22 protein-coding genes and 1 pseudogene are annotated in these 26,462 nt (G+C 68.5%); 14 read left to right on the plus strand and 9 right to left on the minus strand.

The features are described from left to right. Positions 1-4: 4 nt before the first annotated feature. Complete coding sequence (locus ACWD6P_RS20675; RefSeq protein WP_451445575.1) at positions 5-3,565, minus strand: hypothetical protein; 3,561 nt, start codon at positions 3,563-3,565, stop codon at positions 5-7. A gap of 407 nt (positions 3,566-3,972) precedes the next feature. On the opposite strand from ACWD6P_RS20675, the gene ACWD6P_RS20680 reads away from it, so the two are divergent. Beyond that, the gene (locus ACWD6P_RS20680; RefSeq protein ID WP_451445576.1) at positions 3,973-4,959 is read left to right on the plus strand and encodes an LLM class flavin-dependent oxidoreductase; all 987 of its coding nucleotides are present in this window, start codon (positions 3,973-3,975) and stop codon (positions 4,957-4,959) included. Between the two features lie 91 nt (positions 4,960-5,050). Here ACWD6P_RS20680 and ACWD6P_RS20685 read toward each other — a convergent pair whose 3' ends face one another. Then, positions 5,051-5,683 carry a GOLPH3/VPS74 family protein gene (locus tag ACWD6P_RS20685; RefSeq protein ID WP_451445577.1) on the minus strand — a complete coding sequence of 211 codons (633 nt, stop codon included), beginning with the start codon at positions 5,681-5,683 and terminating at the stop codon, positions 5,051-5,053. Between the two features lie 194 nt (positions 5,684-5,877). On the opposite strand from ACWD6P_RS20685, the gene ACWD6P_RS20690 reads away from it, so the two are divergent. Then, positions 5,878-6,237 carry a hypothetical protein gene (locus tag ACWD6P_RS20690; protein ID WP_451445578.1) on the plus strand — a complete coding sequence of 120 codons (360 nt, stop codon included), beginning with the start codon at positions 5,878-5,880 and terminating at the stop codon, positions 6,235-6,237. A gap of 102 nt (positions 6,238-6,339) precedes the next feature. Here ACWD6P_RS20690 and ACWD6P_RS20695 read toward each other — a convergent pair whose 3' ends face one another. Genes ACWD6P_RS20695 through ACWD6P_RS20710 form a run of 4 tightly spaced genes read right to left on the minus strand, consistent with a single transcriptional unit; the run spans position 6,340 to position 8,433 of the window. Further along, positions 6,340-6,846 (minus strand): N-acetyltransferase family protein, encoded by a 507-nt coding sequence (locus ACWD6P_RS20695; protein WP_451445579.1) that lies wholly within the window; start codon positions 6,844-6,846, stop codon positions 6,340-6,342. After that, positions 6,843-7,262: an arsenate reductase ArsC gene (locus ACWD6P_RS20700; RefSeq protein WP_451445580.1), complete on the minus strand. Its 420-nt coding sequence runs from the start codon at positions 7,260-7,262 to the stop codon at positions 6,843-6,845. The genes ACWD6P_RS20695 and ACWD6P_RS20700 overlap by 4 nt, the downstream gene beginning before the upstream one ends. After that, positions 7,259-8,059, minus strand: a complete 801-nt coding sequence (locus ACWD6P_RS20705) for an aquaporin (RefSeq protein WP_451445581.1) — start codon at positions 8,057-8,059, stop codon at positions 7,259-7,261. Before ACWD6P_RS20705 ends, ACWD6P_RS20700 begins: the two co-directional genes overlap by 4 nt. Continuing rightward, positions 8,056-8,433 carry an ArsR/SmtB family transcription factor gene (locus ACWD6P_RS20710; protein ID WP_451445582.1) on the minus strand — a complete coding sequence of 126 codons (378 nt, stop codon included), beginning with the start codon at positions 8,431-8,433 and terminating at the stop codon, positions 8,056-8,058. The genes ACWD6P_RS20705 and ACWD6P_RS20710 overlap by 4 nt, the downstream gene beginning before the upstream one ends. Positions 8,434-8,566: 133 nt before the next feature. On the opposite strand from ACWD6P_RS20710, the gene ACWD6P_RS20715 reads away from it, so the two are divergent. The 4 genes from ACWD6P_RS20715 (at position 8,567) to ACWD6P_RS20730 (ending at position 12,652) form a co-directional block, all read left to right on the plus strand. Continuing rightward, a complete protein-coding gene (locus ACWD6P_RS20715; protein ID WP_451445583.1) occupies positions 8,567-9,091 on the plus strand; it encodes an ArsI/CadI family heavy metal resistance metalloenzyme in 525 nt (174 codons plus the stop codon). 163 nt (positions 9,092-9,254) lie between these two features. Further along, positions 9,255-9,707, plus strand: coding sequence for an ATP-binding protein (locus tag ACWD6P_RS20720; RefSeq protein WP_451445584.1), 453 nt, complete (start codon positions 9,255-9,257; stop codon positions 9,705-9,707). Positions 9,708-10,032: 325 nt separating this feature from the next. Continuing rightward, on the plus strand, positions 10,033-11,136 hold the full coding sequence (locus tag ACWD6P_RS20725; protein ID WP_451445585.1) for a baeRF2 domain-containing protein: 1,104 nt from the start codon (positions 10,033-10,035) through the stop codon (positions 11,134-11,136). 331 nt (positions 11,137-11,467) lie between these two features. Next, positions 11,468-12,652 carry a hypothetical protein gene (locus ACWD6P_RS20730; protein ID WP_451445586.1) on the plus strand — a complete coding sequence of 395 codons (1,185 nt, stop codon included), beginning with the start codon at positions 11,468-11,470 and terminating at the stop codon, positions 12,650-12,652. A gap of 299 nt (positions 12,653-12,951) precedes the next feature. Here ACWD6P_RS20730 and ACWD6P_RS20735 read toward each other — a convergent pair whose 3' ends face one another. After that, complete coding sequence (locus ACWD6P_RS20735) at positions 12,952-13,887, minus strand: LysR family transcriptional regulator (protein ID WP_451445587.1); 936 nt, start codon at positions 13,885-13,887, stop codon at positions 12,952-12,954. A 372-nt stretch (positions 13,888-14,259) separates the two neighbouring features. On the opposite strand from ACWD6P_RS20735, the gene dnaE reads away from it, so the two are divergent. After that, entirely contained in the window at positions 14,260-17,856 is a 3,597-nt protein-coding gene (gene dnaE, locus ACWD6P_RS20740; protein ID WP_451445588.1) for a DNA polymerase III subunit alpha, read from the plus strand. A 385-nt stretch (positions 17,857-18,241) separates the two neighbouring features. Here the strand turns inward: dnaE and ACWD6P_RS20745 are convergent, their stop codons facing one another. Beyond that, on the minus strand, positions 18,242-18,697 hold the full coding sequence (locus tag ACWD6P_RS20745; RefSeq protein WP_451445589.1) for a hypothetical protein: 456 nt from the start codon (positions 18,695-18,697) through the stop codon (positions 18,242-18,244). Positions 18,698-19,156: 459 nt separating this feature from the next. Here ACWD6P_RS20745 and ACWD6P_RS20750 point away from each other — a divergent pair. Beyond that, positions 19,157-19,649, plus strand: a pseudogene (locus tag ACWD6P_RS20750) (transposase). Positions 19,650-19,705: 56 nt separating this feature from the next. On the opposite strand, the gene ACWD6P_RS20755 reads toward ACWD6P_RS20750, so the two are convergent. Beyond that, the gene (locus ACWD6P_RS20755; protein ID WP_451445590.1) at positions 19,706-20,116 is read right to left on the minus strand and encodes a RidA family protein; all 411 of its coding nucleotides are present in this window, start codon (positions 20,114-20,116) and stop codon (positions 19,706-19,708) included. Positions 20,117-20,369: 253 nt separating this feature from the next. Between ACWD6P_RS20755 and ACWD6P_RS20760 the strand changes: the two genes are divergently transcribed. The 6 genes from ACWD6P_RS20760 (at position 20,370) to ACWD6P_RS20785 (ending at position 26,330) form a co-directional block, all read left to right on the plus strand. After that, positions 20,370-20,627, plus strand: a complete 258-nt coding sequence (locus tag ACWD6P_RS20760; RefSeq protein ID WP_451445591.1) for a hypothetical protein — start codon at positions 20,370-20,372, stop codon at positions 20,625-20,627. 269 nt (positions 20,628-20,896) lie between these two features. After that, positions 20,897-22,072: a serine hydrolase domain-containing protein gene (locus ACWD6P_RS20765; RefSeq protein ID WP_451445592.1), complete on the plus strand. Its 1,176-nt coding sequence runs from the start codon at positions 20,897-20,899 to the stop codon at positions 22,070-22,072. Between the two features lie 283 nt (positions 22,073-22,355). Further along, the gene (locus ACWD6P_RS20770; protein WP_451445593.1) at positions 22,356-22,901 is read left to right on the plus strand and encodes a YciI family protein; all 546 of its coding nucleotides are present in this window, start codon (positions 22,356-22,358) and stop codon (positions 22,899-22,901) included. Positions 22,902-23,505: 604 nt separating this feature from the next. Further along, entirely contained in the window at positions 23,506-24,078 is a 573-nt protein-coding gene (locus ACWD6P_RS20775) for a toxin (RefSeq protein WP_451445594.1), read from the plus strand. 45 nt (positions 24,079-24,123) lie between these two features. Continuing rightward, positions 24,124-25,332, plus strand: coding sequence for an MAB_1171c family putative transporter (locus ACWD6P_RS20780; protein ID WP_451445595.1), 1,209 nt, complete (start codon positions 24,124-24,126; stop codon positions 25,330-25,332). Then, complete coding sequence (locus ACWD6P_RS20785; RefSeq protein ID WP_451445596.1) at positions 25,329-26,330, plus strand: aldo/keto reductase; 1,002 nt, start codon at positions 25,329-25,331, stop codon at positions 26,328-26,330. The genes ACWD6P_RS20780 and ACWD6P_RS20785 overlap by 4 nt, the downstream gene beginning before the upstream one ends. Positions 26,331-26,462 lie beyond the last annotated feature (132 nt).

Here is a 26,462-nt window from a genome sequence, read left to right on the forward strand (position 1 = left end):
GCTGTCAGTTCTTGACCGGGACGATGGACATCAGCCCGCTGAAGTACGTGACCGGCACCGTGTCCGTCTTGTTGGTGGTCGTTCCGCTGCTGGTCGAGGACGTCTCGGAGGACGAGAGCCCCGCACCGAACGAAATGACCTTGTCGAAACTCGCGTTGATCTGACCCGACACCGCCTTCTCCAGGCCCTGCTGCCGGATCTGCTGCTCGCTCAGCGTCACCGAGGTGAACTTGACCTCCCGCTGGATCGAGAAGACATAACTGCGCTGCGCCGGATCCAGACCGGCGAGCGTCAGCTTGCCGACCAGATGCGTGGTGATCAGGATGCCGGGAGGCGTCCCGGTGGTCGCCGGGTTGCCCGCCGTGGCGGTGGAGTAGATCGAGGGATAGGTCACCCAGTGGGTGGACGAGCCGTCGACCACGATGTCCAGGGGTTTGTTCGCAGCGACCTTGCCGTTGAGGATGACGCTGGGCGCCGCGGGCACCACATTGTCCTGGCTGAGCACCGGCTTGCCGTCCTGGAAGATCGCGATGGCGAACCGGCCGCGCTCCCAGTCCGCCTCGCTGGGACCGAAACTGACCGGGGCGAAGCTGAACACGAACGACCGGTTGTCCGAGCCGATCGGCACGGGCGGCCGGGGAGTGGGCCGGGGCGCCGGAGCGGGAGGCTTCGGTGCGCCGGTGCCGCCGTCGCCGGAGCCGGTGTGCGTACCGGGCCCAGGGGTACCAGGGGTGCCGCCCGGGTGAGGGTCCGTTCCCCCGGTTCCCGGGGGCGTGGTGCCTCCGGTTCCGGTGCCCCCGCCCGGCGTACCGCCGCCCGGGGTCCCGGTGCCGCCGCCGGACGGAGTTCCGGGGCCGCTTCCCGTGCCGGGGGTGCCCGTCCCCGTGCCGCCGCCCGTCCCGGTGCCCGGAGCCGAGCCGGTGCCGGGAGTGCCGGGCGCACCGGGCGCACCGGGGTTCTTGCCCGCGAGGCCGGCCGCGTTGCTCGCGAGCGAGGTCAGCAGCGCGGCGATCTCCTTCTGCATCGACATGTCGCGGAAGATGTCGCCCTGGCCGAGGAGCTGCAGGGCCGCCGCCATGCCCACCGGGTCGGGAGCCTGCGGCGGCTGGACGATGGTCACGGCCGAGGCGGGCAGCCCCGAGGGCGTCGTGGAGACGACCACCTCCCGGCTCGCCGTGGACACCGGAGCGATCTGCGGGGCACTGTCCGGATCGGGCGACTTCTGCCAGTCCCAGAACCGGGTGTTGTCGATGACCTCCGCGGAGTTGCAGTGGCCGAGTTTGGCCTCCGCGAAGACCCCGCGCGTCGGCAGGCTGACCAACTGCTCGCTACGGGCGGGATCCACCTCCGGAAGGCGCACCCGCCCCTCGTCCGAGTCGTCGAACAGGGCCGGGTCGAGCGGGAAGGCCGTGGAGTCCCCGAGCACTTCCAGGGCGCGGTTCTCGACAGCCTGGAACAGCGGGCGCGTGGTGTCCCCGACGGTGAGGCGGCAGCCGGCCAGCTCCGTCCACCGGGCATTGGGGTCCTCGCCGAGCCGGATCAGCCGGTAGTAGTGCTCGCGGTTCTGCACCAAGTGCCTGCGCAGCCGGATCCGCAGCAGGTTCTCCTCGTCGCTGAGCCGCTGGAACGGGGTCGGCGCGGGCGCGGGCTCCGGCGCCTGACGGGCCGCCAGCGACCAGGTCGTCGACGGCTTCTGGAACAGCTTGCCGCTGGGCTCGTCGACCAGCAGGTGGGTGATGCCCGCGGTGTCCACGGCCGTGACGACCAGATGCTCCACGGCGACGTCGTCGTTCCTGCCCTCGGTGTGGGGCGGGGTCAGGGTCACCGAAATCGTCCGCAGATCCCGCCAGTTGACGCGCTCGTCGGGCCTGGGCACACCCGCGAGATCGACCATGGCGTGGGTGTGCTGGAAGTCGCCGGGATTCTGCAGATGGGTCGGATCGGGGTCCCAGTCGCTGTGCTGCGGACGGACCAGATTCGTCACCTTCTGGCCGCCGTCCGGCGCACGCTGGGTCAGGGTGACCGTCGTGGGCACCCGGTCCTGGAAGTTGGACAGGTCACCGATGGTGAAGCGGAACTGGAAGAGGATGAACTCGACACTGCCCGGGTCGGGCGGCACCGGGACCTCGGGCTGGAGTTCCTGCCAGGCCGCGTACTTCTCCACCGCATCGAATCCGCCGGCCAGCTGCGGATCGAGCAGCCCGGCCTGCAGCAGGCGCCGGTAGCGGACGATGACCAGCTCGTCGTCGAGGTTCGGAGACCCGGCGGGCAGCAGCACCGCCGGACGCACCGTGCCGCGCTCGACGAGCACCCGGAAGTGCCGCAGCACCTCGTAGTAGAGCAGGGTCATCGCATGCGCGTGATTGTGGTTGCGTACGGTCCGGGTCTGCGCGGTGGAGGTCTCCGCCTGCCGGGACTGCACGACCACCGTGCTGCGCATATCGCGTACGGAGGTGGAGTGCTGGCGGATCTGGTCGTGCAGGTTCTGCACGGTGTCCGCCGAGACACTGCGGTCGCCGGTCGTCGTGGCGTAGCCGCCGCCGATCGCGGCGGAGCCGCCGAACATGCCCATCGACGCCGCGCCCGCCGCGCCGGCCATCACCGAGCCGCCGCGCTGCCACTCGTTGACGGCGCCCTTGACCACCTCGTCGACCGTCCGGTCGCGGGTGAGCGCGTGCTCCAGGTCGTCCGTGAGGGCGATGTCCTCCAGCCGGCTGTCCGTCGAGGTGCGCGACCAGTCCACGACCGCGAGCTGCACCTGCTCGCCCGGTGCCAGCGGCAGGCTGTAGGTGACCTGGCCGAGCCCGTGCCCCACGGGGATCCAGGTGACGTCGTAGCTGATGACCAGGGCGATCGGCACCGGAACGCCGTAATCGGAGGTGCCGTCGGAGGTGCCGCCGCCGTTCCCGTCCGGTGCCGCGTACTGAGCGCCGTAGTCCAGGCGCGCCACGAGATCCGGGACGGTCACGATCTGGTGCACCTGGTACTGCTGGGTGGCCACATTGGAGGGCAGCAGGGTCTCGCAGCCGTCCTGCCCGATGAGTTCGGCCGGTACGTACGCGAACGAGGCCGGCGAGAGGTACCAGTCGAGGAGCGAGGGCGACTGCATCGCGGGGAAGCCGGTGGCGGAGCCGGTGAAGACACCGCCGCGGTCCACGCCGAGCCGCAGGACCAGCGCCTGCGCCCGTTCGTCGGCCTCCGTCAGGACGTCCACCGCGCTCTGCAGCGGACCGCCGAGGTACAGCCACACATGGGCGAGCCGGACCTCGGCGGTGGAGCCGTCGGGCCGCTCGGCCAGCAGCAGGACCTGCCGCCACAGCGGCGCCAGGTCCCACGAGAGGTACCCGGCGTGGTCACTGCCGAGCAGCCCCAGCGGGATGCGGACCGTGTTCGCGGCGCCGACGGAGACTCCCACGTCACCGCCGGAACCCTCCTCGGTGACGGTCAACTGCGCTTCGAGGAAGGCCAGCGCGCCGGAGACGGGGCCGCCGGTCCCGTTGTCGGAGAGAAACACACAGCAGCGGGCAGGGCCACCGGTGTCGTCGGTCGGAAATGCGATGTCCATGGTTCCCCCCATGACTTCGCGCCTGAACGAGAGAGCCGTAACGGCGGGCAGATCAGGCGACGGGAGGAACGTAACGTAAGGGAGGTCGATCGCTTCTCGAACTTCTTGTGGAGCATTTGGAGAGGGTGTGCAGGTCGTGACCGGCCTGCGACCGACCGCCCGGTATCCGGCCTGCGATCGCGCCGAACCGGCCTGCCGACGGGGCGGCCGCAGTGAGGCATTCCGTACCGCCGCCGCGCGCACGATCAGGCCAACTTCCCTCCCTGAAAGGAACGGCGCCATCGCTCCCACCAGCAGATCCGCGCCCGCATCGAGGGCGCGCCCGCCCGCATGCAGGGCTGGAATCCCCTCCGTGACCACTGCCTGAAAGGCGACTCGTTCGAACACTCGATCCCTATGCTGACGGCATGATCGATGTACCTCTTTCTGCGCTGGAAGTCGCGATGGTCCAAACGGGCACCCGAGCCGTGGAGACCCTGCGCGACACCACCGCATTCGCACAGGGAATGGAACGGCTGGGCTACCACCGGATCTGGTACGCCGAGCATCACCACTCACCCGCGATCGGCGCGTTCCCGCCAGTCGTGTTGACCGCGCACTCCGCCGCTTCGACCTCGGCCATCCGTCTCGGATCCGGCGGCGTACTGGCCCCCAACCACGCACCCATCACGCTCGCCGAGCAGTTCGGAACGCTGGCCGCCTTGAACCAGGGCCGCATCGATCTGGGTATCGGCCGCGGCCCCGGCACCTTCGACGAGGCCACCGCACGGGCACTGCGCCGCGGAGCCGGACCGACGACGGATGCGGAGTACCACGACGACGTGGCGGCGATCCTGTCCTTCCTGGTCGACGAGGTCGCGCTCGACCCGCTGCCGGAACCATGGCTGCTGGCGTCCAGCACAGCTGGTGCCGCGCTCGCCGCACGGCTCGGTCTGCCGATCGCCCTCGCGCACCACATCCGGCCGCAGAACACCCAAGCGGCGCTGGAACGTTACCGGGAGGACTTCGCCCCGTCCCGCTGGTGCGAGCGTCCTCGGGTGCTGATGTGCGTGGAGACGGTGTGCGCCGAGACGGAAGAAGAAGCCGAGTGGCGCGGCGGACCGATGAACGTCGTCAAGGCCGGGCTCCTCAAGGGCCTGAGCGAGATCCCCTTCCCGACACCCGAGGAGGCGGCCGCCCACCCCTTCACGGCGAACGAGCGACAGGCGCTGGCCGCCTTCCGCGCACAGCAAGCCGTCGGCACACCCGAGACCGTCGTACACCGTCTGGCACAACTGGCTGAGGAGACCGGGGCAGACGAACTGATGCTGACCACACCCGTCTACGACCTCCAGGACCGCATGCGCTCCTACGAACTCATCAAGAAGTACGCCGAGACGTCGGCGGCGTCGTAGGGACGGCGCGTCGTAGGGACGGCGCCGAGTCCGCGACCATCTCCCCTCAGCGGTCCGGTCCGGTCCGCCCCGGCCCGCGAACGCGGACTCCTCAGTCGCCTCGCCAGATGTTGTCGAAGGCGGCCTGCTCGATGGAGCGTTGTTGCCGGATGGCCTCCAGTTGCGTCAGCGCGTCGTGGACGGCGGCGAGCACGGTGTCCACGACGTCGTCGTCCACACCCGGAAGGTCGGCGGAGCCTTCCCTCTCCCTCTCCCTCTCCTTTCCGTCCGTGCCGTGGATCCCGACGGCCGCGGCAAGGGCGGCCAGGACGGGCTCACCCGAGGCCCAGCGGTGTGCCGCATCCCGGCGGTCCGATGAATCGGCCAGCACCGGCTGACTGGTTCGGAAGAGCAGCCCGCGGCGTTGCCGGCTGAGCAGCCCTTCCGCTTCGAGGGCCGCCAGATAGGCGGCGGACAGGCCGCGGCCTCTGCGCCATAGCCAGTCGTCGAGCGACTCGTACGGCGCTTCGCGGACGAGCGACGATGCGGCCTGATCCAGCAGGGGATCGGCGGTGGCGGGGAGGAGGCCCGGCACGATGTCTTCGCCGTCCAGGGTGATGGCCTGGGCATTGAGGAAATCGATCAGCTCGGCACCTGCGAGAGCGAGCGACAGGTCACCTTGTGCCACCGGCCGGCTGGGCGCCGCATCCATGGCGGTGATCATCAGGTCCCGTGATGTGGTCATGGATCTCTCCCGGAGACCAGCGCGACGAGCCCCTCACTCCAGCAGACCAGCTTCGGCCCGATCGCGCGCGCCGGGGGGAAGGGGAGAGCGGAGAGCCTCAAGTGAGGGGCCGCGACGGTACGTGTCCCCTGCCCGTCAGCAGCCCGATCCGGCCGGGGCGTCGCGGGCGAGGAAAAGCTGCCGAAGGGATTGCCGTGGTACGCATTGTGGCGAAGGGCGCCGATGTCGTCGTGTGCCTGACCTGGCGGGAAAGGCTGGCAGCGCGCCGCTGGGAGGTGCGGGTGCCGGCTTCGACGGTTCGCCGCCTGCGCTTGGAGCCGGACTGGTGGCGGGCGTTGCGGGGGGTGCGGGGCAAGGGCACGTGGTGGCCCGGCGGCCTTTGCGCGGGCTTACGGTGCGTTGAGAACGCATGGGACTTCGCCGTGGTCCGGCCCGGCGGTCCGGTGCTGTGCATCGAGCTGGCTGAAGACGCGCCCTTCCGGCGTCTGGCGGTATCCGTTCCCGATCCGCACGAGGCAGTACGGAGACTCCAGACGCAGGCCTTGCTTCGCTAGACGAAGGTGCCGACCTATTGCCGGTATCGACCTGTCCGCTCTCCGGTATCGATCTGTCCGTCGGTATCGACCTGCCGCTGGTGAAGTAGCCCGGCAGGCAGCTCAGCCGATGACCGGGCTTCGGCGCTCGATCAGGACCACGTCGCGCCATTGGCCGTTGCGGCGGCCGATGCGCTCGCGGGTGCCGATGACCCGGAACCCGGCTCGCTGGTGCAGGGCGAGGCTGGCGGTGTTCTCGGGGAAGACGCCGGACTGGATCGTCCAGATGCCGGCGGCTTCCGTGGAGGAGATCAGGGCGGTCAGCAGGGCCAGGCCGACGCCGCGGCCGCGGGCGTCGGGGTGCACGTAGAGGGAGTGCTCGACCACCCCGGCGTAAGCGCACCGGTCGGACACCGGTCCCACCGCTGCCCAGCCCACCACCTGGCCGTCGTCGTCCAGGGCGACGAGGCGGTGTTCGGGCAGCTTGGCCGCGTCGAAGGCTTCCCAGGTCGGAGCGGCGGTCTCGAAGGTGGCGTGCTGCTCGTCGATGCCGAGCTGGTAGATCGACAGTACGGCCGCGGCGTGCTCGGGCCGCATCGCAACGACGTGTGCGTCGGTGGCCGTACTCATGACGTCACCTCGATGCCGAGCTCGGTGAGCAGGCTGCGGATGCGCCGCTCGATCTCGTCCCGGATCGGCCGCACGGCCTCGGTGCCCTGGCCGGCGGGGTCGTCCAGCTTCCAGTCCAGGTACCGCTTGCCCGGGAAGTACGGGCAGGCATCCCCGCAGCCCATCGTGATGACCACGTCGGAAGCCTGCACCGCCTCGGCGGTGAGGACCTTCGGGGTCTGTGCGGAGATGTCGATGCCGGCCTCCCGCATGGCCTGCACCACGGCGGGGTTCACGGCGTCGGCGGGCGCGGAGCCGGCCGAGCGGACCTGGACCCTGTCCCCGGCGAGGTGGGTGAGGAAGGCGGCGGCCATCTGGGACCGACCGGCGTTGTGCACGCAGACGAACAGCACGGACGGCGTGGCGGGAGTGCTCATGAGGACACGGCGCTTTCTTCAGAAGGTCCGGCAGCAGGTCGGAGAGCAGACGGGGCGGGTGCGGCGAATTGCCGCTCGCCGTTCGGGACGACACCCTCGCCCCCGGATGCAGGTGCCGGGCGCCCGAAGGTGACGGCGGCCAGAACCAGGCCGACGCCGGCGCCGGCGAGCTGGGCGGCAAGGAACGGTGCTACGGAGGCGGGGGAGATTCCGGCGAAGGTGTCGGTGAACGCCCGGCCGATGGTCACCGCCGGGTTGGCGAAGCTGGTGGAGGAGGTGAACCAGTAGGCGGCGCCGATGTACGAGGCGACCGCTACCGGCGCCAGATGCGCACGGCCTGCCCGGGCCAGCCCGAAGATCAGCCAGACCAGTCCCGCGGTGGCGACCACTTCGCCCAGCCACAGATGGCCGGCGATCCGGTCGTGCGTCGACCACTGCACCGGTGGCCGCGCGAACATGGCGTTCGCGAGGACCGCGCCGCCGATGGCCCCGGCGATCTGCGCGGGCAGGTACGCGGCCACCTCCCGCAGGCCGGGGCCGTCGGCCGTACGGCGGCCGGTGAACCACGCGGCGAGCGTCACGACGGGATTGAAGTGCGCCCCGGAGGCGGGGCCGAGCAGGGCGATGAGCACGCCCAGGCCGAAGACGGTCGCCAGGGAGTTGGCCAGCAGCTGCACGCCGATGTCGCGGGTCAGCTCGGTCGCCTGGATCCCGGAGCCGACCACCACGGTCACCAGCGCCGCCGTGCCGAGGGCCTCGGCCGCCGCGCGCCGCGCCAGCGGCACCGAGGCGCTCACGCGGACACCTTCGCGGGCACGGCAGGGATCTGCAGCAGCGCGGACAGCTTCGTCAGGGCCTCCGGGAGCACCCAGTAGTACACCCAGGTGCCGCGCCGCTCGGAGCCGACCAGTCCGGCCTCGCGCAGCATCTTCAGATGGTGGGAGATGGTCGGCTGGGAGACGTCGAACGGGCCGATCAGGTCGCATACGCACGCCTCCCCGCCCTCGTGGGAGGCGATCAGGGACAGCAGCCGCAGCCGGATGGGGTCCGACAGCGCCTTGAACATGCGCGACAGCTCGGCCGCGTCCGCTTCCCCCAGCGGCTCGCGGACCATCGGGACGCAGCACGCCGCGTCCTGGCCGACCACCGGCAGATCACCTTGTTTCGACATGCCTCTATGTTGACGTCTGTCTAATCAGAGGGCAACCTCGACTGTATCGACAGATGTCGAAACAGGCTCTCTCGTCTCGGATGAACACCGCTCTCGGATGAGATGAACACCGCTCTCGGATGAGGAGACCGCCATGTCCCGAGTCCAGCTCGCCCTGCGCGTCGCCGACTTGGAAGGCTCGATCGCCTTCTACTCCAAGCTCTTCGGCGCCGAGCCCGCCAAGCGGCGCGCGGGCTACGCCAACTTCGCCCTCACCGAGCCCCCGCTGAAGCTCGTCCTCATCGAGGGCGAGACGGGTGAGGACACCCGCCTGGACCACCTCGGTGTCGAGGTCGCCACCACCGCGGTGGTCACCGCCGCCACGACCCGGCTGAAGGAAGCGGGCCTGGCCACGTTCGAGGAGAACGACACCTCCTGCTGCTACGCCCTGCAGGACAAGGTGTGGGTGACCGGCCCAGGCAGGGAGCCGTGGGAGGTGTACGTGGTCAAGGCCGACGCCGACACCCTGGAAAGGGCCGAGGCTCTGGAAAGGGCCGACACCGCCCCGGACGCCTGCTGCGGCACCACCGCCTGCTGCACCCCCGAGGAGCAGGCCGCCGACCCGTCCCGGACGCCGACCGCGGCGAAGGCGGCCGCTGGATGCGCCTGCGGCAGCTGACCGGCTACGGGCCGGGCCGTGCCGCGCCGGGCCGGCGTACCGCGGGAACAGGCCGTGACCGGCTGTTGTTTTCCCATGATGTGCTCCTCGCGAGATGTGCCCCTCGCGACACGGCACGAGAGGACTTAGGACGTCAGGAGGCATAGGAGGCATAGGAGGTGCCATGCGCTCCATCGCCGGCGGCGCTGAGCCGTCCCGCCGGTCTGTCCGCACCAGCGGGACGGAGGCCGAAGCCTGGCCGCTACCGCACCGACCCGAGGCCGTCCGCGAGGCCCGCCGCATCGTCGCCGAGACCCTGCGACGGTGGCAGGCGTCCCAGGAGACCACTGACCGGGCGGTGCTGGTGGTCTCGGAACTCATCACCAACGCCGTGGAACACGCCACGCCGCCGCTCACGCTCCGCTTGAGCCGTGCTGAGCGCACCGCCGAGATACGCATTCACATAGAGGTCACCGACGGAGGCCCGGCCGCCACGGAGGGCGACTGGACGGCCAGCTGCACCGCAGCCGAGCGCGGACGCGGCCTCACCATCATCGACCGCGTCGCCAACGCCCACGGAGACCGTTGGCAGACCGGACGCGCTTCCCACTGGGCCGATCTCACTGCCGCAGCGTGACGTCACCGCAGGGCCGCAGCGGAGGGCACGGCGCGAAGCCCGGCCGGAGGGCGCGGCACGGAAGGCCCGGCGCGAAGGCGGGCCCGGCGGCGGAAGGACGGGCCCGGCGCGGCAGGCGGGCCCGGAAAGCGGGCTCGGAAGGCGCGATGGGGAAGGCCAAAGGCGTACGTCGGCGCGGCGTACGCGCGGGTGCACTCGCAGACGCGCGATGCGCTTGCCGGGCGCATGATGGGCCTGGGGACGGTCTCGTCGCCGCCCGTGTCCGGCGTATCCGGTCGGCCACCCCTCTCCCCTCAGCGGCATCGAACCCTTCCCGGGAGTGGTGATGCGACTCTCTTTCCTCGAACCGCTCTACAAAGAGGCCGGCCCGTTCGCCTCGGTATATGTCGACACCTCGCGAGACAGCGCCGTTGCGGATCCGGATGCCGCGATCGCGCTGCGCTGGCGGCGTCTCCGGGACAATCTGACCGCCGAGGGCGCGGACCCGGACTCCATAGCCGCCGTGTCCGGGACCGTGGGCGACGATGTCTCGGTACCCGGCACCCACGGGCAGGCCCTGTTCACCGCGCACGGGAAGCTCATCCTGCAGGACGAACTGCCCCGCCCTCCCGCACAGAGCACCGCGCACTTCGGGCTGCTGCCCGACACCATGCCGCTGATCGTTCAGCACGCGCCCGAGATTCCGTATCTGGCCGTGCGCGTCCACTACACGGGCCGCCACTCAACCGACGCCGAAGGCACCGTCTACGTAGACGCCGAGGCAGGCGTCTGGCCCGGGGCGAAGGTCGCGCCCAGCGGCCGCATCCATGAAGAGGTCCCGGTGGCCGAATGGCCCTACACCGCGGAGCGACTCGGCCAGTACCTGGATTCGCTGGCCCGACAGGGCGGCTCGGAGACGCTGGCGCTCGCCGGTGACATCTGGGCCTGCGGCATCCTGGCCCACCGCCTCTCGAAGTTCCTGCGCGGCCAGCTCTCCGCCGTCGCGGCGGGCACCGCTCCACAGCCAGGACGGGCCCTGCTGGAGGACCAACTCGACCAGGTATTCGCCGGTCGCATGGCGGCGCACGACTACGCCCTCCTGGAGGCCTTTCTGGCCCAGCAGGCACACGACGGGGCATCCGCCGAGGGACTGGCAGCCACAGTGGCGGCCCTGCAGCGCGGGCAGGTCAAGGCCCTCTTCCTCAACAGCCGTCTTGAATCACCCCCGCTCCTGTGGGTGGGTCCGGAGCCCAGCCAACTCGCCCTCGCAGAGAACGAGTTGCGCTCGTACGGCGTACAGACGGTCCGTCAGGAGCGAGCCGCTGCCGCCCTGACCCGCGCCCTTGTCGGCACGGGAGCGGAACTGGTCCTCGTGCCGGAGGAACAGCTGACGCTGCACGAGGGGGTGGGTGTGCTCCTCCGTTACGCCGATCTCGCGCCACCCGTCTGACCGGAGGCGGTTCAAGTCGCCGTCGGCGCGATGGCGTAGGTGGGCGACGTTCCCGGCCACGTCGCGGAGTTCACGGGCGTGACGGGCGTGATGGGTGTGCACGGGTGTGACGGGCATGCACGGGCGTGACGGGCGTGCACGGTGCACCGTCGCGCAACCGGAGCCACCCCGGACCGGCCGCGGAGGCACACGGGCCTGAATCCCCCGAATTTCCCCCGTCGGACCGGGGAATGCATGACGCCGGCCGACCTTCCCGGAAAACCCTCTTCCCGGAAACCCTCCTTCCCAGCCGATCAACCGCACCCGAGGAAAGACAGGAGGGGACCGGCGCATGGCACGTCCCGCACGAGGCCGGCGGGAGGCGAACGGCGCCGACTGCCGGGCGCGGCGGCTCGCGGTCGTACTTCGCCTGGCCGCGGTGGCCGTTACCGCCGGGCTATGGGCGAGCCCGGCCTCCGCTACCCCGGCGCCGGAACACCTGCACACCACGAACCTGCCTGCACGGCAACGGACCCTTCCCCAACCTGCGCGAGGCCAGCCCCCTCGCCTGCCTGCGTGGCAACACATCCCTCGCCTGCCCGAACCGCCACGCATGGCGCCGAAGTCGACGCCCCAGGCGGGCAGCTGGGTCACCTGCAAAGTGGGCGCCTATGTGATGGCCGTACACGACATCCGTCCAACGGCCGGTTCCTTCCGCGCCGACCTTTGGGTGTGGGGCGTGTGTCCCGACCAAAGACAAGACCCCATGAAACTCATGGAGTTCACCAACGCCAATGAGATCACCAAGAGCCTGAAGGCCTCCGAGCGAACGGCACGCCATTCCTATACGTACATGAAGGTGACAGGCAGTTTCCGCGTCGATTGGGACGCCCGTTCCTTCCCCTTCGACCGGCACCGGCTGGTGATCGCCATGGAACCAGCCGACGACATCTACGACTCCCGGTACACGCCCGACCACGACAACAGCACGTACGCACCCGACGCGATTCCAGGCGAATGGAATGCCACATCATTCCGCCTCACCAAGAGCCGTCATATCTACCGCACGACATTCGGAGACCCGGCACTCGCACCACATCACGGCAGCACCTATGACCGGCTCCAGATACAGATCGACCTGGCCCGCACCGAATACAACAGCTTCGTCAAACTGACCGGCCCGGTATATGTGGCCTCGCTGATCACGTTGATGATCTTCATTCCGGCATTGGACTGCGTCGAGGTCATGCTCGGCCGGCTGGGGCTTCTGGGGGCGGTGCTGTTCGCGATCGTGCTGAACATGCAGCAGTCGTCAGCGACGATCGGTTCCGAGACGGCCCTGACCCTCACCGACAAAATCCACATGCTCGGCCTCGTATTCACCATCATCATGATCGGAATCAACGTCATCACCTGGACGATGTCCCGACACATCGACGTGCCACCCAACGACGAACGCCGCTGGGTGGCTATCACGGCAGTGATATACGCCCTGGGCAACGTAGCCCTCATCACCCGCGCAGCGATCTCGGGCTGAATTCCGCGCACGGCAACCGAGTGCGATCAGGCTGCCGGTCTCAGGCTGGCACGAGTGGCACGGATTACGCGATCACCGCGATGTACTCCGTCCCTGACGACGCCTGGTACCTGGAACCGCACCTCGTCCCGGATCAACGGGCCCTCGTGACCGCGGCCGTCCCCGACGAGGACCCGGCGCGCGTGCCGACGGTGTGTTTCGATCCCCAAGGGCGGAACCTGGACATCCCGTACGAGGTCATGCGCTGGTTGCTGGTTGCTGGTTGCTGGTTGCTGGTTGCTGGTTGCTGGTTGCTGGCTCTACGCGCGCTGAACCCACTTCGGTGTCCAGATCCCGCTGTCGGGGCGGCCGGGGTAGGCAGACGTGAGGTGGTTGCGCAGTGCGGTGAGGGCGGGGTGCGGGTTGTCGGCGCGCCAGATCAGTGAGTGCGGGTAGACCGGGGTGGGGTCGTGCAGGGGGATGCGCCGCAGGTCGTGGCCAGCAGGCCAGACCAGCGGGGTCTGCTCGCTGACGAAGGTCGCCAGTGTCGAGGAGTCTGCGATCGTGTCGAGGAGGGGCTCGATACCGAAGTTCGGGCCGGTCGATTCGATGGTGAGACCGAACGTGGCGGCGAGTTCCTCGTAGTAGGCGGCCCACTCGGTGCCGGGGAGGTTGCCGGGCATCCAGATCCGGCGCCCGGCGAGCTGGGCAGGAGCGATCGCGCGGGCGGCGGCGAACTCGTGGGCCGGTCCGGTGAACAGATGGAGCGGTTCGTCGAAGACCGGAGTGGCCTCGATGCCGTCGGGGAGGTGCCGGCCCGGCATGGTGACGGCGCGAAAGGTGGCGTCGATCGTCCCGGACCGGACGGCGGCGATGGCCGTGTCGGAGTCGAGCAGGGTCACGACATCGAGATCGGTCTCGGGATACGCGCGGTGGAAGTCGCGCAGCAGACCTGCCACTGAGAGCCGGCGGCCGATCACGTCGACACGCAACGCCCGGCGCCCCGGCCGCACGGAAGCGGCTGCCCGTTCCTCGGCTTGGAGGAGAGCCCGGGCGTAAGGCAGGAACGCCTGCCCGTCGATGGTGAGCCGGGCTCCGCGGGCCGTACGGCTGAACAGCGGCACACCGAGGTCCTTCTCCAGCACAGCGATGCGCTTGGAGACGGCTTGTGGGGTGATCGACAGGTTGGCGGCGGCTTCTTGGAACTGTCCCGCGTCCACGGCGGTGACAAAGGTGCGCACGGCAGTGAGGTCCACGCCGACCATCCTAGGCAGACAACCAATCGTTGAGTCTGCCCGGCCAAATGGTTGTTTGATTCCAGTGCGCCACGCTCGCTTTGATGTCTGTGGTCAACCTGCGGTTTTGCCGGCAGTCCGGCAGTCCGGCAGTCCGGCAGGAGGACCCCTGCCCGGAGGCCGGGGGGTGTCCGCCGGGCCTGCGCTTCAAGGCTCGGACTGATCGCGTACACGGGCGGTGCGACCCATTGGCCGCCCGCCGGCGTGACCGCACCGCGACGGGTCGAGTCGTCCGGCCATCTGCCGATGCCGGTGCGGTCGGCCACCGACAAGGCCACCATCGCGTCTCGGGACGGGATGGGGCTTCCCACTCACCCCGGAGGTGACTCACACATGCCGGATTCCTTCGTCCACCTGCACAATCACACCGAATACTCAATGCTGGACGGCGCGCAGAAGCTGAAGCCGATGTTCGGTGAGGTGGCTCGGCAAGAGATGCCCGCGATCGCCATGAGCGATCACGGCAACATGTTCGGAGCCTATGAGTTCGCGCAGGTCGCGAAGGGCTTCGAGGGGATCAAACCGATCATCGGCATCGAGGCGTACGTGGCGCCTTCCTCTCGCTTCGTCCGGAAGCAGGAGTTCTGGGGGCCGGGAGGCCGCCGCGCCACGAGCGCGGACGGTGAGGGGTCGAAGGACGTCTCCGGTGGCGGCCGCTTCACTCACCTGACCATGTGGGCGCGCAACAGCCAGGGACTGCGGAACCTGTTCTGGCTCAGCACGCAGGCCAGCTATGAGGGTCAGTTCCCTGCCGGAAAGCCGCGCATGGACCGGGAGTTGATCGCCGAACGGCCGGACGGCGTCATCGCCACCACCGGCTGCCCCTCCGGCGAGATCCAGACCCGCCTGCGGCTGAACCAGTATGACGGGGCGAAGGCCGCCGCCGCGGCCTACCAGGAGATCTTCGGCCGTGAGAACTACTTCCTGGAGCTGATGGACCACGGCCTGGACATCGAGCGTGAGGTCCGTGCAGGCCTGCTGCGCCTGGCCAAGGAACTGAACATCCCCCTCCTGGCCACCAACGACGCTCACTACGTCACCGAGGACCAGGCCGACGCTCACGACAGCCTGCTGTGCATCGGTGTCGGCAAGAACAAGGACGACCCGGGCCGCTTCCGCTTCAACGGCTCCGGCTACTACCTCAAGACAGCCGCCGAGATGCGCAGCCTGTTCTCGGAACTTCCGGAAGCCTGCGACAACACCCTGCTGATCGCCGAGCGCATCGAGTCCTACGACGAGGTCTTCGACTACGTCGACGAGATGCCGCAGTTCCCGGACGTGCCCCAAGGTGAGACCCAGGAGTCGTGGCTGCGCAAGGAAACCCTCAAGGGCCTGGCGATGCGCTACGGGGACCCGATTCCCCAGCACGTCATGGACCGCTTCGAAACCGAGATGACGGTCATCGGCCCCATGGGATTCAGCTCCTACTTCCTCGTCGTAGCGGACATCTGCCGCCACGCCCGGGACAACAGGATCTCCCTCGGTCCGGGCCGGGGTTCGTGCACCGGCTCGATCGTCGCCTACGCCACCCGCATCACCGAGCTGTGCCCCCTGGAGCACGGCCTTCTCTTCGAGCGGTTTCTGAACCCCGAACGCATCAACCCGCCGGACGTCGACCTCGACTTCGACGACCGCCAGCGCGACCGGATGGTCCACTACGTCACCGAGAAGTACGGCGGGGAGTACACCGCCATGGTGAACACGTTCGGCAAGATCAAGGCCAAGAACGCGATCAAGGACTCCTCACGCATCCTCGGCTACCCCTACGCCCACGGCGAGCGGATCACCAAGGCGCTCCCGCCGGACCAGAACGGCAAGCCCGCCCCGCTGGCTGCCATCTTCGACCCCTCCCACGAGCGGTATGCCGAGGCCGGCGAGGTCCGGCAGATGTATGACAACGAGAGGGATGTGAAGCGGGTCATCGACACCGCCCGCGGGGTGGAGGGCCTCACCCGCGGCACCGGCGTGCATGCCGCGGCGGTGATCCTTTCCAAGACAAGGCTCACCGACCGGATCCCGCTGCACATGCGTGCCTCGGACGGCGTGAAGATCACCGGCTTCGACTACCCGTCCTGCGAGGACATGGGCCTGATCAAGATGGACTTCCTGGGCCTGCGGAACCTGGGCGTCATCGACCAGGCCATCGAGAACATCCGCGAGAACCGGGGCATCAGCCTGGCCACCGTAGACCCCCAGGACGGCGACCCGTCCACCGTCGTGATCCCTCTCGACGACGCCAAGACATACCGGCTGCTGGCCGAGGGCAACACATTTGGTGTCTTCCAGCTCGACGGCGGCGGCATGCGCGTACTGCTGAAGCAGATGGAACCCACCCGGTTCGAGGACATCGCCGCGGTCAACGCCCTCTACCGGCCCGGCCCCATGGCGGCCAACGCGCACACCAACTACGCACACCGCAAGACCGGCCGCCAGGAGATCACCCCGATCCACCCCGAGCTGCGCGACGCCCTGGAGCCGATCCTCGGGAACACCTTCCATCTGCTCGTCTACCAGGAGCAGATCATGGGGATCGCCCGGGAACTGGCCGGGTACACCCTCGGCGGCGCCGACCTGCTGCGCCGTGCGATGGGCAAGAAGAAACCGGAGGTGCTGGCCGCGGAGTGGGACAAGTTCCACGACGGCATGCGCGGCAACGGATTCAGCGAGGAAGCCATCAAGGCCCTGTGGGACGTCATGCTCCCGTTCTCCGGCTACGCGTTCAACAAGTCCCACACCGCCGGCTATGGCCTCGTCTCGTACTGGACCGCCTACCTCAAGGCCAACTACCCGGCCGAATACATGGCCGCCCTGCTCACCTCGGTCGGCGACGACAAGGACAAGGCCGCTGTCTATCTCGCCGACGCCCGCAAGAACGGCGTCCGAGTCCTACAGCCCGACGTGAACGAGTCCGTCGCCGAGTTCACCGCCGTCGGCGACGACGTACGCTTCGGGCTGAGGTCCGTACGCAACGTCGGCGACAACGTCATCGGGGCCATCATCGACGCGCGCCGCCGGAAGGGGAAATTCAGTTCCTTCTCCGACTTCCTCGACAAGGCCGACCTGCCCGCACTGAACAAAAGGGCCGTGGAGTCCCTGATCAAAGCCGGCACCTTCGACTCCCTGAAACATTCACGCAAGGGCCTCACCGCCATTCACGAGGACGCCATCGACGCGATCATCCCCGTGAAGAAAGCAGCGAGCTTCGGGCAAGACGATCTCTTCGCCGATCTGAGCGACGAAGGAAGCAGCGGACCGGCCTTCGGCCTCGACTTCCCCATCGACGACGCAGAGTGGCCCCGCAGAGAGCTCCTGGCGACCGAACGCGAAATGCTCGGCCTTTACGTCTCCGCCCACCCGCTGGACGGAGCCGAGCACATCCTCTCCGGCGCCCGGGACTGTTCCATCGCCGAACTGCTCGCATCCGGCCGCACCAACGGGGATGTCCGGCTCTCCGGGCTGATCACCGGCATCCAGCTCAAGATGACCAAGCAGGGCAACGCCTGGGCCATCGTGAACCTCGCGGACCGTGATGCCGCCATCGAGGTGCTCTTCTTTCCCGCCGCCTACCAGCTTGTGCAGCACGCGCTGGCCGAAGACAACGTCATCTCCGTCAGGGGAAAGATCGAAGACCGGGACGGAACCGTGAACATCTTCGGCAGGGAACTCGCGGTACTGGACGTGTCCTCCGCCGAGCACGGCGGGAAACCCCCGGTGCGGCTTGCCCTCCCCTCCCACCGGATCACCGAACAGACCGTCAGAGAACTGAAACGCATCCTTGCGGATCACCCAGGCGACAGCCCAGTCCACCTCAGCGTCCGGGGCGCACGGAAGACCACCGTGTACGCCCTGCAAGCCAAGGTGGACGCCACCACCGTCGCCTCCGACGTGAAGGGCACGTTCGGAGCTGACGCGTGGGCGGGCCTCGCATGACGCCGAGGCGTGACGCCGAGCACCGACGAACGGCCGCCATCGAACTGCGTACCTCCGGGACGGCCTTTCCCTGCCCTCAGGGGCCCGCGGTGGGGCCCGCGGAGGGAGAGCTACTGGCACTGGTCGCCGCGGGGGGCAACTTTTGAAGAAGTGCAGGGGTCGGCCATTCAGCAGATTGTCGAATGTCTGCCGATTCTTGAATGTCTGCGGGTTCTTGAATGTCTGTCGACGGGTCCTTGAATTTCCCGGGGACCGGGGGCGCGGGAAATCAATTGCTGAAGTATTGCCAACTTTTCCGCCCCGGGGCCGAGGGGCCACCGAGGCGGAAAACGCTCGTCAGCTGACAGATGTCAGCTTTCAGTCGCCAGCTTTCAGCCGTCAGCCGTCATCCTTCGACCGGAGCGCCTCGGTCCGCGGGGAGTTCCTCGACCCAGGCCACCAGCTCAGCTGCCCCGGGGTTCTCGATATCCCCGAAGCGGACCTCCACACGGGGCGCGGAATCCGGCAAGGTGAACAGCACGGCGCGCCAGTCCGAGGGAACTTCCTGACCGATACCGGGGATGCGGTGGGTGGTCTCGGTGGCAGGCACACAGAGGAAGTAACTGCCCTCTCCGGTACGTGCCGCACTTGAGGTCAGGCGGAACAGCGCACGACCGTCCCACGTGTCCGAGAAATTGCGCTCGACGTTGTACAGAAGGAACGAGTTGGCCGCTGACGATGAGCGGGCGGGCGGCTGACGAACCGGGGCGGCGGCCGCGGCGGGTTCGACAGCCGCTCCTGCGACCAGTAACGCGGCAAACCCACCGACTAATACGGACGTCGTACGACGCACTGCACTCATGGATGCCTCCTCCATCTGGATGCGGGCACCAGCGTAGGGGAGCTGATTTCAGCGTCGGCTAATTCGGGCCAAGGGCCCACCACCCCTGAGGAAACCCGCCATGATCATCGAACGCATGGAAGGTTTCCTCAGGGACGGTGGACCCTGTTCACGATTTTCTGCGCGGTCCGCGGCAATCCGTTCATCGCCGTCATATCCAAGGGGAATTCGACGGAACGGGCCCGTATGATGGCGGCGTTGGGTGCCGAGGTGGTGCTGGTCGGCCAATCCCCGGGCCCCGTCCCGGGCGAGGTGTCCGGGCTGATCTGGAGCTCGTCGATGCGCGGGCAGCGGAGATCTCGCGGGAACGCGGTGCTTCCCGGGCAGAGCAGTTCCATCGTGGGGGCAACTGGCGCGCGCACTAGGCCGTGTCTCTTCGATCAAGTAGTTCGTTGTTCTGGGCATGCTCAGCAGGGGGATCTGACTGACGACGAGTGGGCCGTGCTGGAGCCGCTGCTGCCAGTGAGCAACAATCGGTGCGGCCGGTGGCGGGACCACCGGCAGGTGATGAACGGAATCATTCACCGACTCAGCACCGGGGTGCAGTGGCGTGAACTGCCCGAACGCTTCGGTCCGTGGAAGACAGCTTGGGCGTCCCCGCCGCACCCCGGACAGCGTGGGCGCCGACAAGGCGTACAGCAACCGCAAGATCCGCGCCTACCTCCGCAAGCGCGGCATCCGGCACGTGATCCCGGAGAAGAAAGATCACACGGCCGCCCGCCTGCGCCGGGGGTCGCACGGCGGACGGCACCCGGGCTTCAACAAGGACCGCTACAAAGATCGCAACACGGTGGAGCGGGCCATCGGAAAGCTCAAGCAGTTCAGGGCCGTCGCCACCCGCTACGACAAGCGCGGGTATGTCTATCTCGGCACCGTCGCCGCTGCCGCCCTCCTCCTTTGGCTCCGGTCGTGATCGGAGCCAGAACGCGGGCAAGGCGGTTGGTCGCCCTTGCGGGATGGTCCGCCGGCTCAGGAATCGAGCACGGCGGCGATGGCTTCGATCTCTACGAGCTGGCCGTCGTAGCCGAGTACGGTGACACCCATCAATGTGCTGGGCACGTCGTGGTCGCCGAACGCAGTCCGGACAACCCCCCACGCCGTCACCAGGTCCTCCCGCCGGTGGGAGGCAACGAGAACGCGGGTGCTGATGACATCGTGGAGTGACGCGCCGGAGTCTGCCAGAGCGATCTGCATATTCTCCACGGCCTTGGCTGCCTGCCCCGCGACGTCTCCGATTGCCGCGGTGGAGCCGTCCTCATTCAGCGGACATGCTCCGGCCAGGAAGATCAGCCGCGACTGGGCCGGGGCCGTGGCCGCGTAGGCGTACTCGGCAGCATCGGACAGGGACGCAGAGCGAATCAACGTGACGGCACGAGACACGGGCTTCCTTTCACAGTAGATCCGGGACACTCACGACCTTCTCAAAGATCGACTCCGCGTTCGACGGAATTTCGTGTCCGCCAACTCCCGTGATGGGCCACTGCCGTCGGCCGCCGAATCGATCTGCATGGTCAGCGCGTCAGCACCCGTCGCATGCTGGTCCCCCGACGAATCACTTGATCGAAGAGACACGCCCTAGTCCGGGACCGGCCGGGAAATCTGGCAGCCGTCGGAAGGGCGCGTCGACGGATTCGTGGACTTCGCGGATTTCGTGGACTTCTTGGGCTCCGGCGGCGCTTATGCCAGCGCGACGAAGACGCTCCAGGAACATGATCCCGCGATCCGCTGCTGCCTCGCGGAGCTCGTCGGCGCGGCGAGCCTGGCCGGGCGGAATGTTGCGGCGGAGCTCAAGCTGCTGGCGGGCGAGGTGCGCGGCAAGTGCCTCGCCGTCGTGATGAACGACTCCGGCCTGAAGCGCCTGTCGACGACGGATTTGCGGGAAGACGGCTGAGAGTTGACCGCCGCCCCGGTGCGGCCGATGCACGGCAGTTCTGGGGCGACGGGCATGGCCGGGGGGAGAGGAGCGGCATCTTTGGCCCTGGTTTACGGCCCCCTGATGCCTCGTCAGGGTCCTCTCAGGGGCCGCACAGGGATGCCCCGGATGACCCGACGATCTTGGGGTGTGAGGATCGTTATCAGTTCCTGAGACACCATCCCGGTTCCTCACCCTGTTCCTCCCTGACTGGAGATCGCATGCACCGCCGTTCCGCGAGACTTGCCGTGGCCGCCTTGACGGCCTGCACCGTGGCGTTCGGCGCGGTCGCCCCCGCGCAGGCGGCGAATGCATCTATGGGCAAGGCAGCTACGGACCTGGACCCCCGCGCGTTGCAGGAGGCGATCGCGGTGCACCCGGGTGAGGGCGCAGCCGGTGCCGTGGCACGGGTGAGCAAGGGCGGGCAGACGTGGCAGGGGGCATCGGGAGACGTTGTCACCGGCAAGCGGGTCAAGGACAAGGCCCACTACCGGATCGGCAGCATCGCCAAGTCATTTGAAGCAGTCGTGCTGCTGCAGCTTTCGGCCGAGGGCCGGGTGGACCTCGACCGGACGGTGCAGCACTACCTGCCGGGTCTGCTGCCGGACACATTCCAGCCCATCACCGTGCGGCAGCTGCTCAACCACACCAGCGGGCTGCCCCAGGACTTCGAGGGCGCACCCGTGCCGTCCCAGGACGAGATCATCAACAACCGCTTCGACTACTACACCTTTGACCAGGTGATCCAGCAGACGCTCCGGCCCGAGGGCAGGCCCTGGCCCGGTCCGCGGTTCACGCCCGGCGCCAAGCAGGAGTACAACTCCTTCGGCTACCGCGTCGCCGGGAAGCTCATCGAGGAGGTCACCGGCCACTCTCTCAAGCGAGAGATCACCGCTCGTGTCCTGACCCCGCTGAAGATGAACGACACCTTCGCGCCGGCCCACAACGCTCGAATACCTCGCCCGTATCTGCCGGGTTATGTGCCCAACGGCAAGGGCGAGCTGGTCGACGTCAATGAGCAGGGCGGCAACCCCTCCAGCATGATCTCGACAACCGCCGACCTCAGCCGCTTCATTACCGGCCTGTTCGACGGCCGCCTGCTGCGCCCTGCGCAGGCCGCCCAGCTGCGCGCGCTGCCCCGGGACTCGGACGGCAAGCTGCTTCCGTACGCAGACGGCTCCAACTGCAACATAGGTCCCGACAAGGGGTCTGCCTGCTACAGCATCGGCCTGATGTCCCTGCCGCTGCCCGACAGCTCGGTGCTGTGGGGCAAGACGGGCAGTGACCTCGGCTACATAAGCGGGGTCTTCGCCTCTCCCGACCTGAACCGGCACGGCGCCTACGGGGTAGGGACGGCGTCGTCCAGCAGTGGTGCCGCGTCCACCATCGCCCAGCGTCTCGCCCTCGCCGCCTTCAACGGCTGAGGTCGGACCGTCAGGCCCGGCGGGCTCACCGACAGCTTGCGGTTGCCCTTGAATTCGGCCAGCGCGGTTAGCACAGCCAGCACGGCCGCTAGGAACGATTCAGGCGCCTCCGTCTGCGTAGGAACGGCGAGTAGCCACAGAACAGAGCCTTGCGCAAACTCCCTGAGGCCTCAGGGATACGCGGTGGGGGCGGGGCGGGGCGGGGGCGGGGGCGGGGCTGTCCGGGGCAGCGGTCGAACATAAACCACTGGGCCGGGCTGCGCCTCCTGGTAAGACTGCGGTCATGGAGTTCTTCTGTTACCACCGCGATCGTTCAGGCTCCTTGGCACTGCGCAATGAGCTGTTGGAAGAGCACTGGTCCTACATGGACCGGTACGCGATGGAGATGATCGCCCGTGGCCCGACGCTCGTCGGCGATGTGCCGACCGGCAGCGTCCACATCGTCGACTTGCCCGATCCCTCCGCCGCCCGCGCGTTCGCCTTTGACGAGCCCGGCTACCAGGCTGGCGTGTACCGGGACGTGGTGCTGCGCCGGTGGCGCAACATGCTGGGCCGCACCATGTGGGAATTTCCCGGTGGTCGGATGGACGGCAACCGTTACCTGGTGCTCGGCTTCGGCGAGGGACAGGCGGCCGACCTCGCCCTGCCGCCCGTGGACCAGGACGAGTTGATCGCGTACGGGCCGCTGTTGTCCGACGACGGTGCCACTTGGCTGGGTACCGCCGCCCTGGTCCGAGCGCCGGCCCCGGACACGGCACGCGCTGTCCTGACCCATGACCGGTACACCGACATCGAGGTCCACAACTGGCAGTTCGGCGGCCGGTCGTGATGCATTCAGGCGTCGCCCGCGTTCTACCTCGTGGCGTCAGCCGTTGCCAGGCACAGGCCGTATAGCACCATCCGCCCTATAAACCGGAACGGGCCGGATGGCTCATGCCCCGCTGCAGCGGCAGCGGCGTCGGGGGAGGGGGCGGGGACGGTGTGAGCGGCGTACCCGGTCCCGCACGCTGCAGCAGCGCACGAAAGCACCCAACTGCGCGCTGGTGGCACAACCGCCCCGCCCCTCCCCGGAAGCCGAAGCTTGAAGCCGAACCTGAAGCCGAAGACGAAGCGGATGCAGAAGCCGATTCCGAAGCCGATTCCGAAGCCGATTCCGAAGCCGTGAAGGTGACCGCAGGGCGACGCCCCGGAGCCGTACGCGGAGATCGCCCGCGGAGGTTGCCAGGTGCATGGCATCGCGGGGGAGTTAGGCGGGGTCCCTCGGTCGGTGATCGCTTATGGGGGCGGTTACCATCGGCCTACGGCGAGCAATGGACCGGCGGCGTCAAGCGCGAACGCATGTCGCAGCGGTCATGGCTCCTGTGGGGCGTGTGGGGGACATGTCTTTCTTGGCGATACGGGGAGATCAGCGAAGGAAGGAGTAGGCATCGGCCGTGGCCTTGAACTCCAGGGCTCACAAGCAGCCCCGCAAGAAGCAACTCAAGCACCTGCGACGGGCTTCGGATGCCGTACTGGCACGCCTCGACCTGCCCGACGGGTGCGATATCGCCACACTGATGGAACAACTCAGCTCGGACAGAGGCCGCCCGATCCAGCTCGTACCGCTTCAGCTCGGCGCGGAGACTCCCTGCGGTATGTGGCTTGCGACGGACACCGTCGACGTCATCGTGGTCGAGGCGGACACCAGTCGTCTGCACCGGGACCACATCATCGCGCATGAGCTCGCCCACATGCTGTGCAGCCACGGCGACTCCGCCGAATTCAACGCCGCGGTGATGCGCGATCTGATGCCTAATCTGGATCCAGAGCGGGTGCGGGAGATGCTGGCGCGCACCAGCTATTCCACCGCGGAGGAGCAGGAGGCGGAGATCGTCGCCTCCCTCATCCTCGAACGCGTCACCCGGCCTCCGGTGGAGTCGGTGTGGAGTGTTCCGTCCGCCGATGCCGAGACCGTCGCGCGTATCGAGAACTCGCTCAATCCTGGGCCGGGTTCTCATGCCCAGTAGGTGTGGTGAAGGGAACCGTCACTCCGCGGTCTTAGGGGAAGGCTCATGAACGGGGTGAAGGCCGTCGTCTTCCCGGCATGCGCCGTCCTGTGCGCACTCGCTCTGCTCTACAAGCTGCGCGACCTGCGCCACCAGAGAAACGATCCGGCGCTGCGCGCGCTGCTCGTCGCGTTCTTCTGCAAGGGCATCTCCTTCACGCTCTCCACGCCTTCCGTCTCGCAGGCCGTGGACGCGAGACTTGGAGTGGCCGATATCGGGGCGCTCGGGATCCATCTCTTCGGCGGTGTCGCGTCCAGCGCCGCTTTCCTGGCGGCGATCGTCCATTGGGTGTACCCGCCCGAGGCCGCCCGGCGGCACGCCCTCATCCGGCTGCTCGTCGCCGCCCTGTGCGGCGTCGCCATGCTTGCCATGTGGTCGGCGACGGGAGCGGGTTCGGGACAGCGCAGCGCGCACTATCTGCTGCAGAACGCGCACCGTCCGCTGGTCGCCGCCTATCTGCTGCTCTACGTCAGCGCGTTCGGCGCCGGAATGATCGAGATCATCCGACTGTGCCGCCGCTACGGGCGGGTAGCCGGACGGCAGTGGCTGCGAAGGGGCCTGTACTGCACGGCGATCGGCGCGAGCGCATGCCTCGTCTACTGCCTCAACCGCCTGCTCTCGCTGATCGCCGTGCAGAGCGGACTGGACCCCCTGGAATGGGAACTGCTGACGCCGGTGGCCAACGGGACCGGCATCTTCTTCCTGGTAGCCGGACTCACCATGCCTTCCTGGGGGCCGACGGTCTCCGAATGGCGGCGGCTGGCCCGCAACTTCGTCACCTATCAGCGGCTGCATCCGCTGTGGCGGGCGCTGTACGAGGCCGTGCCGGACATCGCGCTCAATCCGGACCACGCCGGCCGCCTCGCCCGCTTCCTGCCCGGCGACATCAGCTACCGCCTCTACCGCATGGTCATCGAGATCCAGGACGGTCTGCTCGCGTTGCGGCCGTACATGCCCTCGGGTGCGGACAGCGGCGATCGGCAGTCGGCCGACGAGGCAGGGCCCACGAGCGACCGGCTGCACGCCATGGTGCAGGCCAAGTCGCTCGCCTCGGCACTGCGAGCGAAGCGGGACGATCGTCCGCCGGTCCGGACATCCGTGGCGCTCAGCCCGGAGGCGGCCAAGGGCGGGAGCTACACCGAGGAAGTCGACTGGCTGCTGCACGTCGCCCGTGCCTACACCGCGCTTCGATCCACTGAGAGGAAGAATCGATGAAGTACCGCCAGCTGGGCGACGACGGCCCCGAGGTGTCCGCGATCGGCCTGGGCTGCATGGGCATGTCGATCGCATACGGCGTCCCGGACGAGGAGGAGTCCCAGCTCACCCTGGACCGCGCCCTCGAAATGGGCATCACCCTCCTGGACACCGCCGACGCCTACGGGCAGGGCAGCAACGAGGAGTTGGTCGGCCGCTGGCTGCGCCGGCACGCCCATGAGCGCGACCGGGTGGTGGTGGCCACCAAGTTCGGACTCCGTCATGACGCCGCCACGGGCCGGGTCGGCGACGTCGACACCTCCGCCGACTACGTTCCCGTCGCCTGCCGGGCATCACTGCGCCGCCTGGGCGCCACGCACATCGACCTCTACTACGCGCATCGCCGCAACCCTGCCACGCCCGTCGAGGAGACGGTCGGCGCCATGTCCCAGCTGGTGGAGGCCGGGCTGGTACGTCACATCGGACTGAGCGAGGTCAGCCCCGCGACGCTGCGCAAGGCCCATGCCGTCCACCCGATCAGCGCGGTCCAGGTGGAGTACTCCCTCTTCACCCGCAGCGTGGTGGAAGGCGAACTGCTCGCCACCTGCCGGGAACTGGGCATCGCCGTCGTGGCCTACTCCCCGCTCGGGCGCGGCATGCTCACCGGTGCCGTAGCCTCCCGCGGCGACCTGGTACCGCAGGACAACCGCCGACGCTGGCCGCGGTTCGCGGACGAGAACATCCAGCGCAACCTGGCGCTCGTAGAGGCCGTACGGGAAGTCGCCGAGCGGATCGGCTGCTCGCCCGCCCAGGCCGCGCTGGCCTGGCTGCTCGCCCAGGGCGAGGACATCGTGCCCATCCCCGGCACCAAGCGCCGCCGCTACCTGCAGGAGAACGCCGCTGCCGTGGCGCTGTCGCTGACCGAGGCCGACCGCGATCTGCTGCGTCAGGCCGTACCCGAGGAGGCGGTGGCGGGCGAGCGCTACCCGGAAACGGCCCTGGAGCGGCTAGGGCACTGAGAGCGGATCCATCGGGCTTCCTTGGGCTCCCTTGTGGGCTTCCTTGGGCTCCCTTGGCTCTCTCGGGTGTGGCCGAGGAGCGGGGCGATCATCGGCCGGTTGGCCGTGAGCGCCTGGGGCGGGCCCGCGTCC

It is taken from the genome of Streptomyces sp. NPDC002446 (assembly GCF_053595675.1).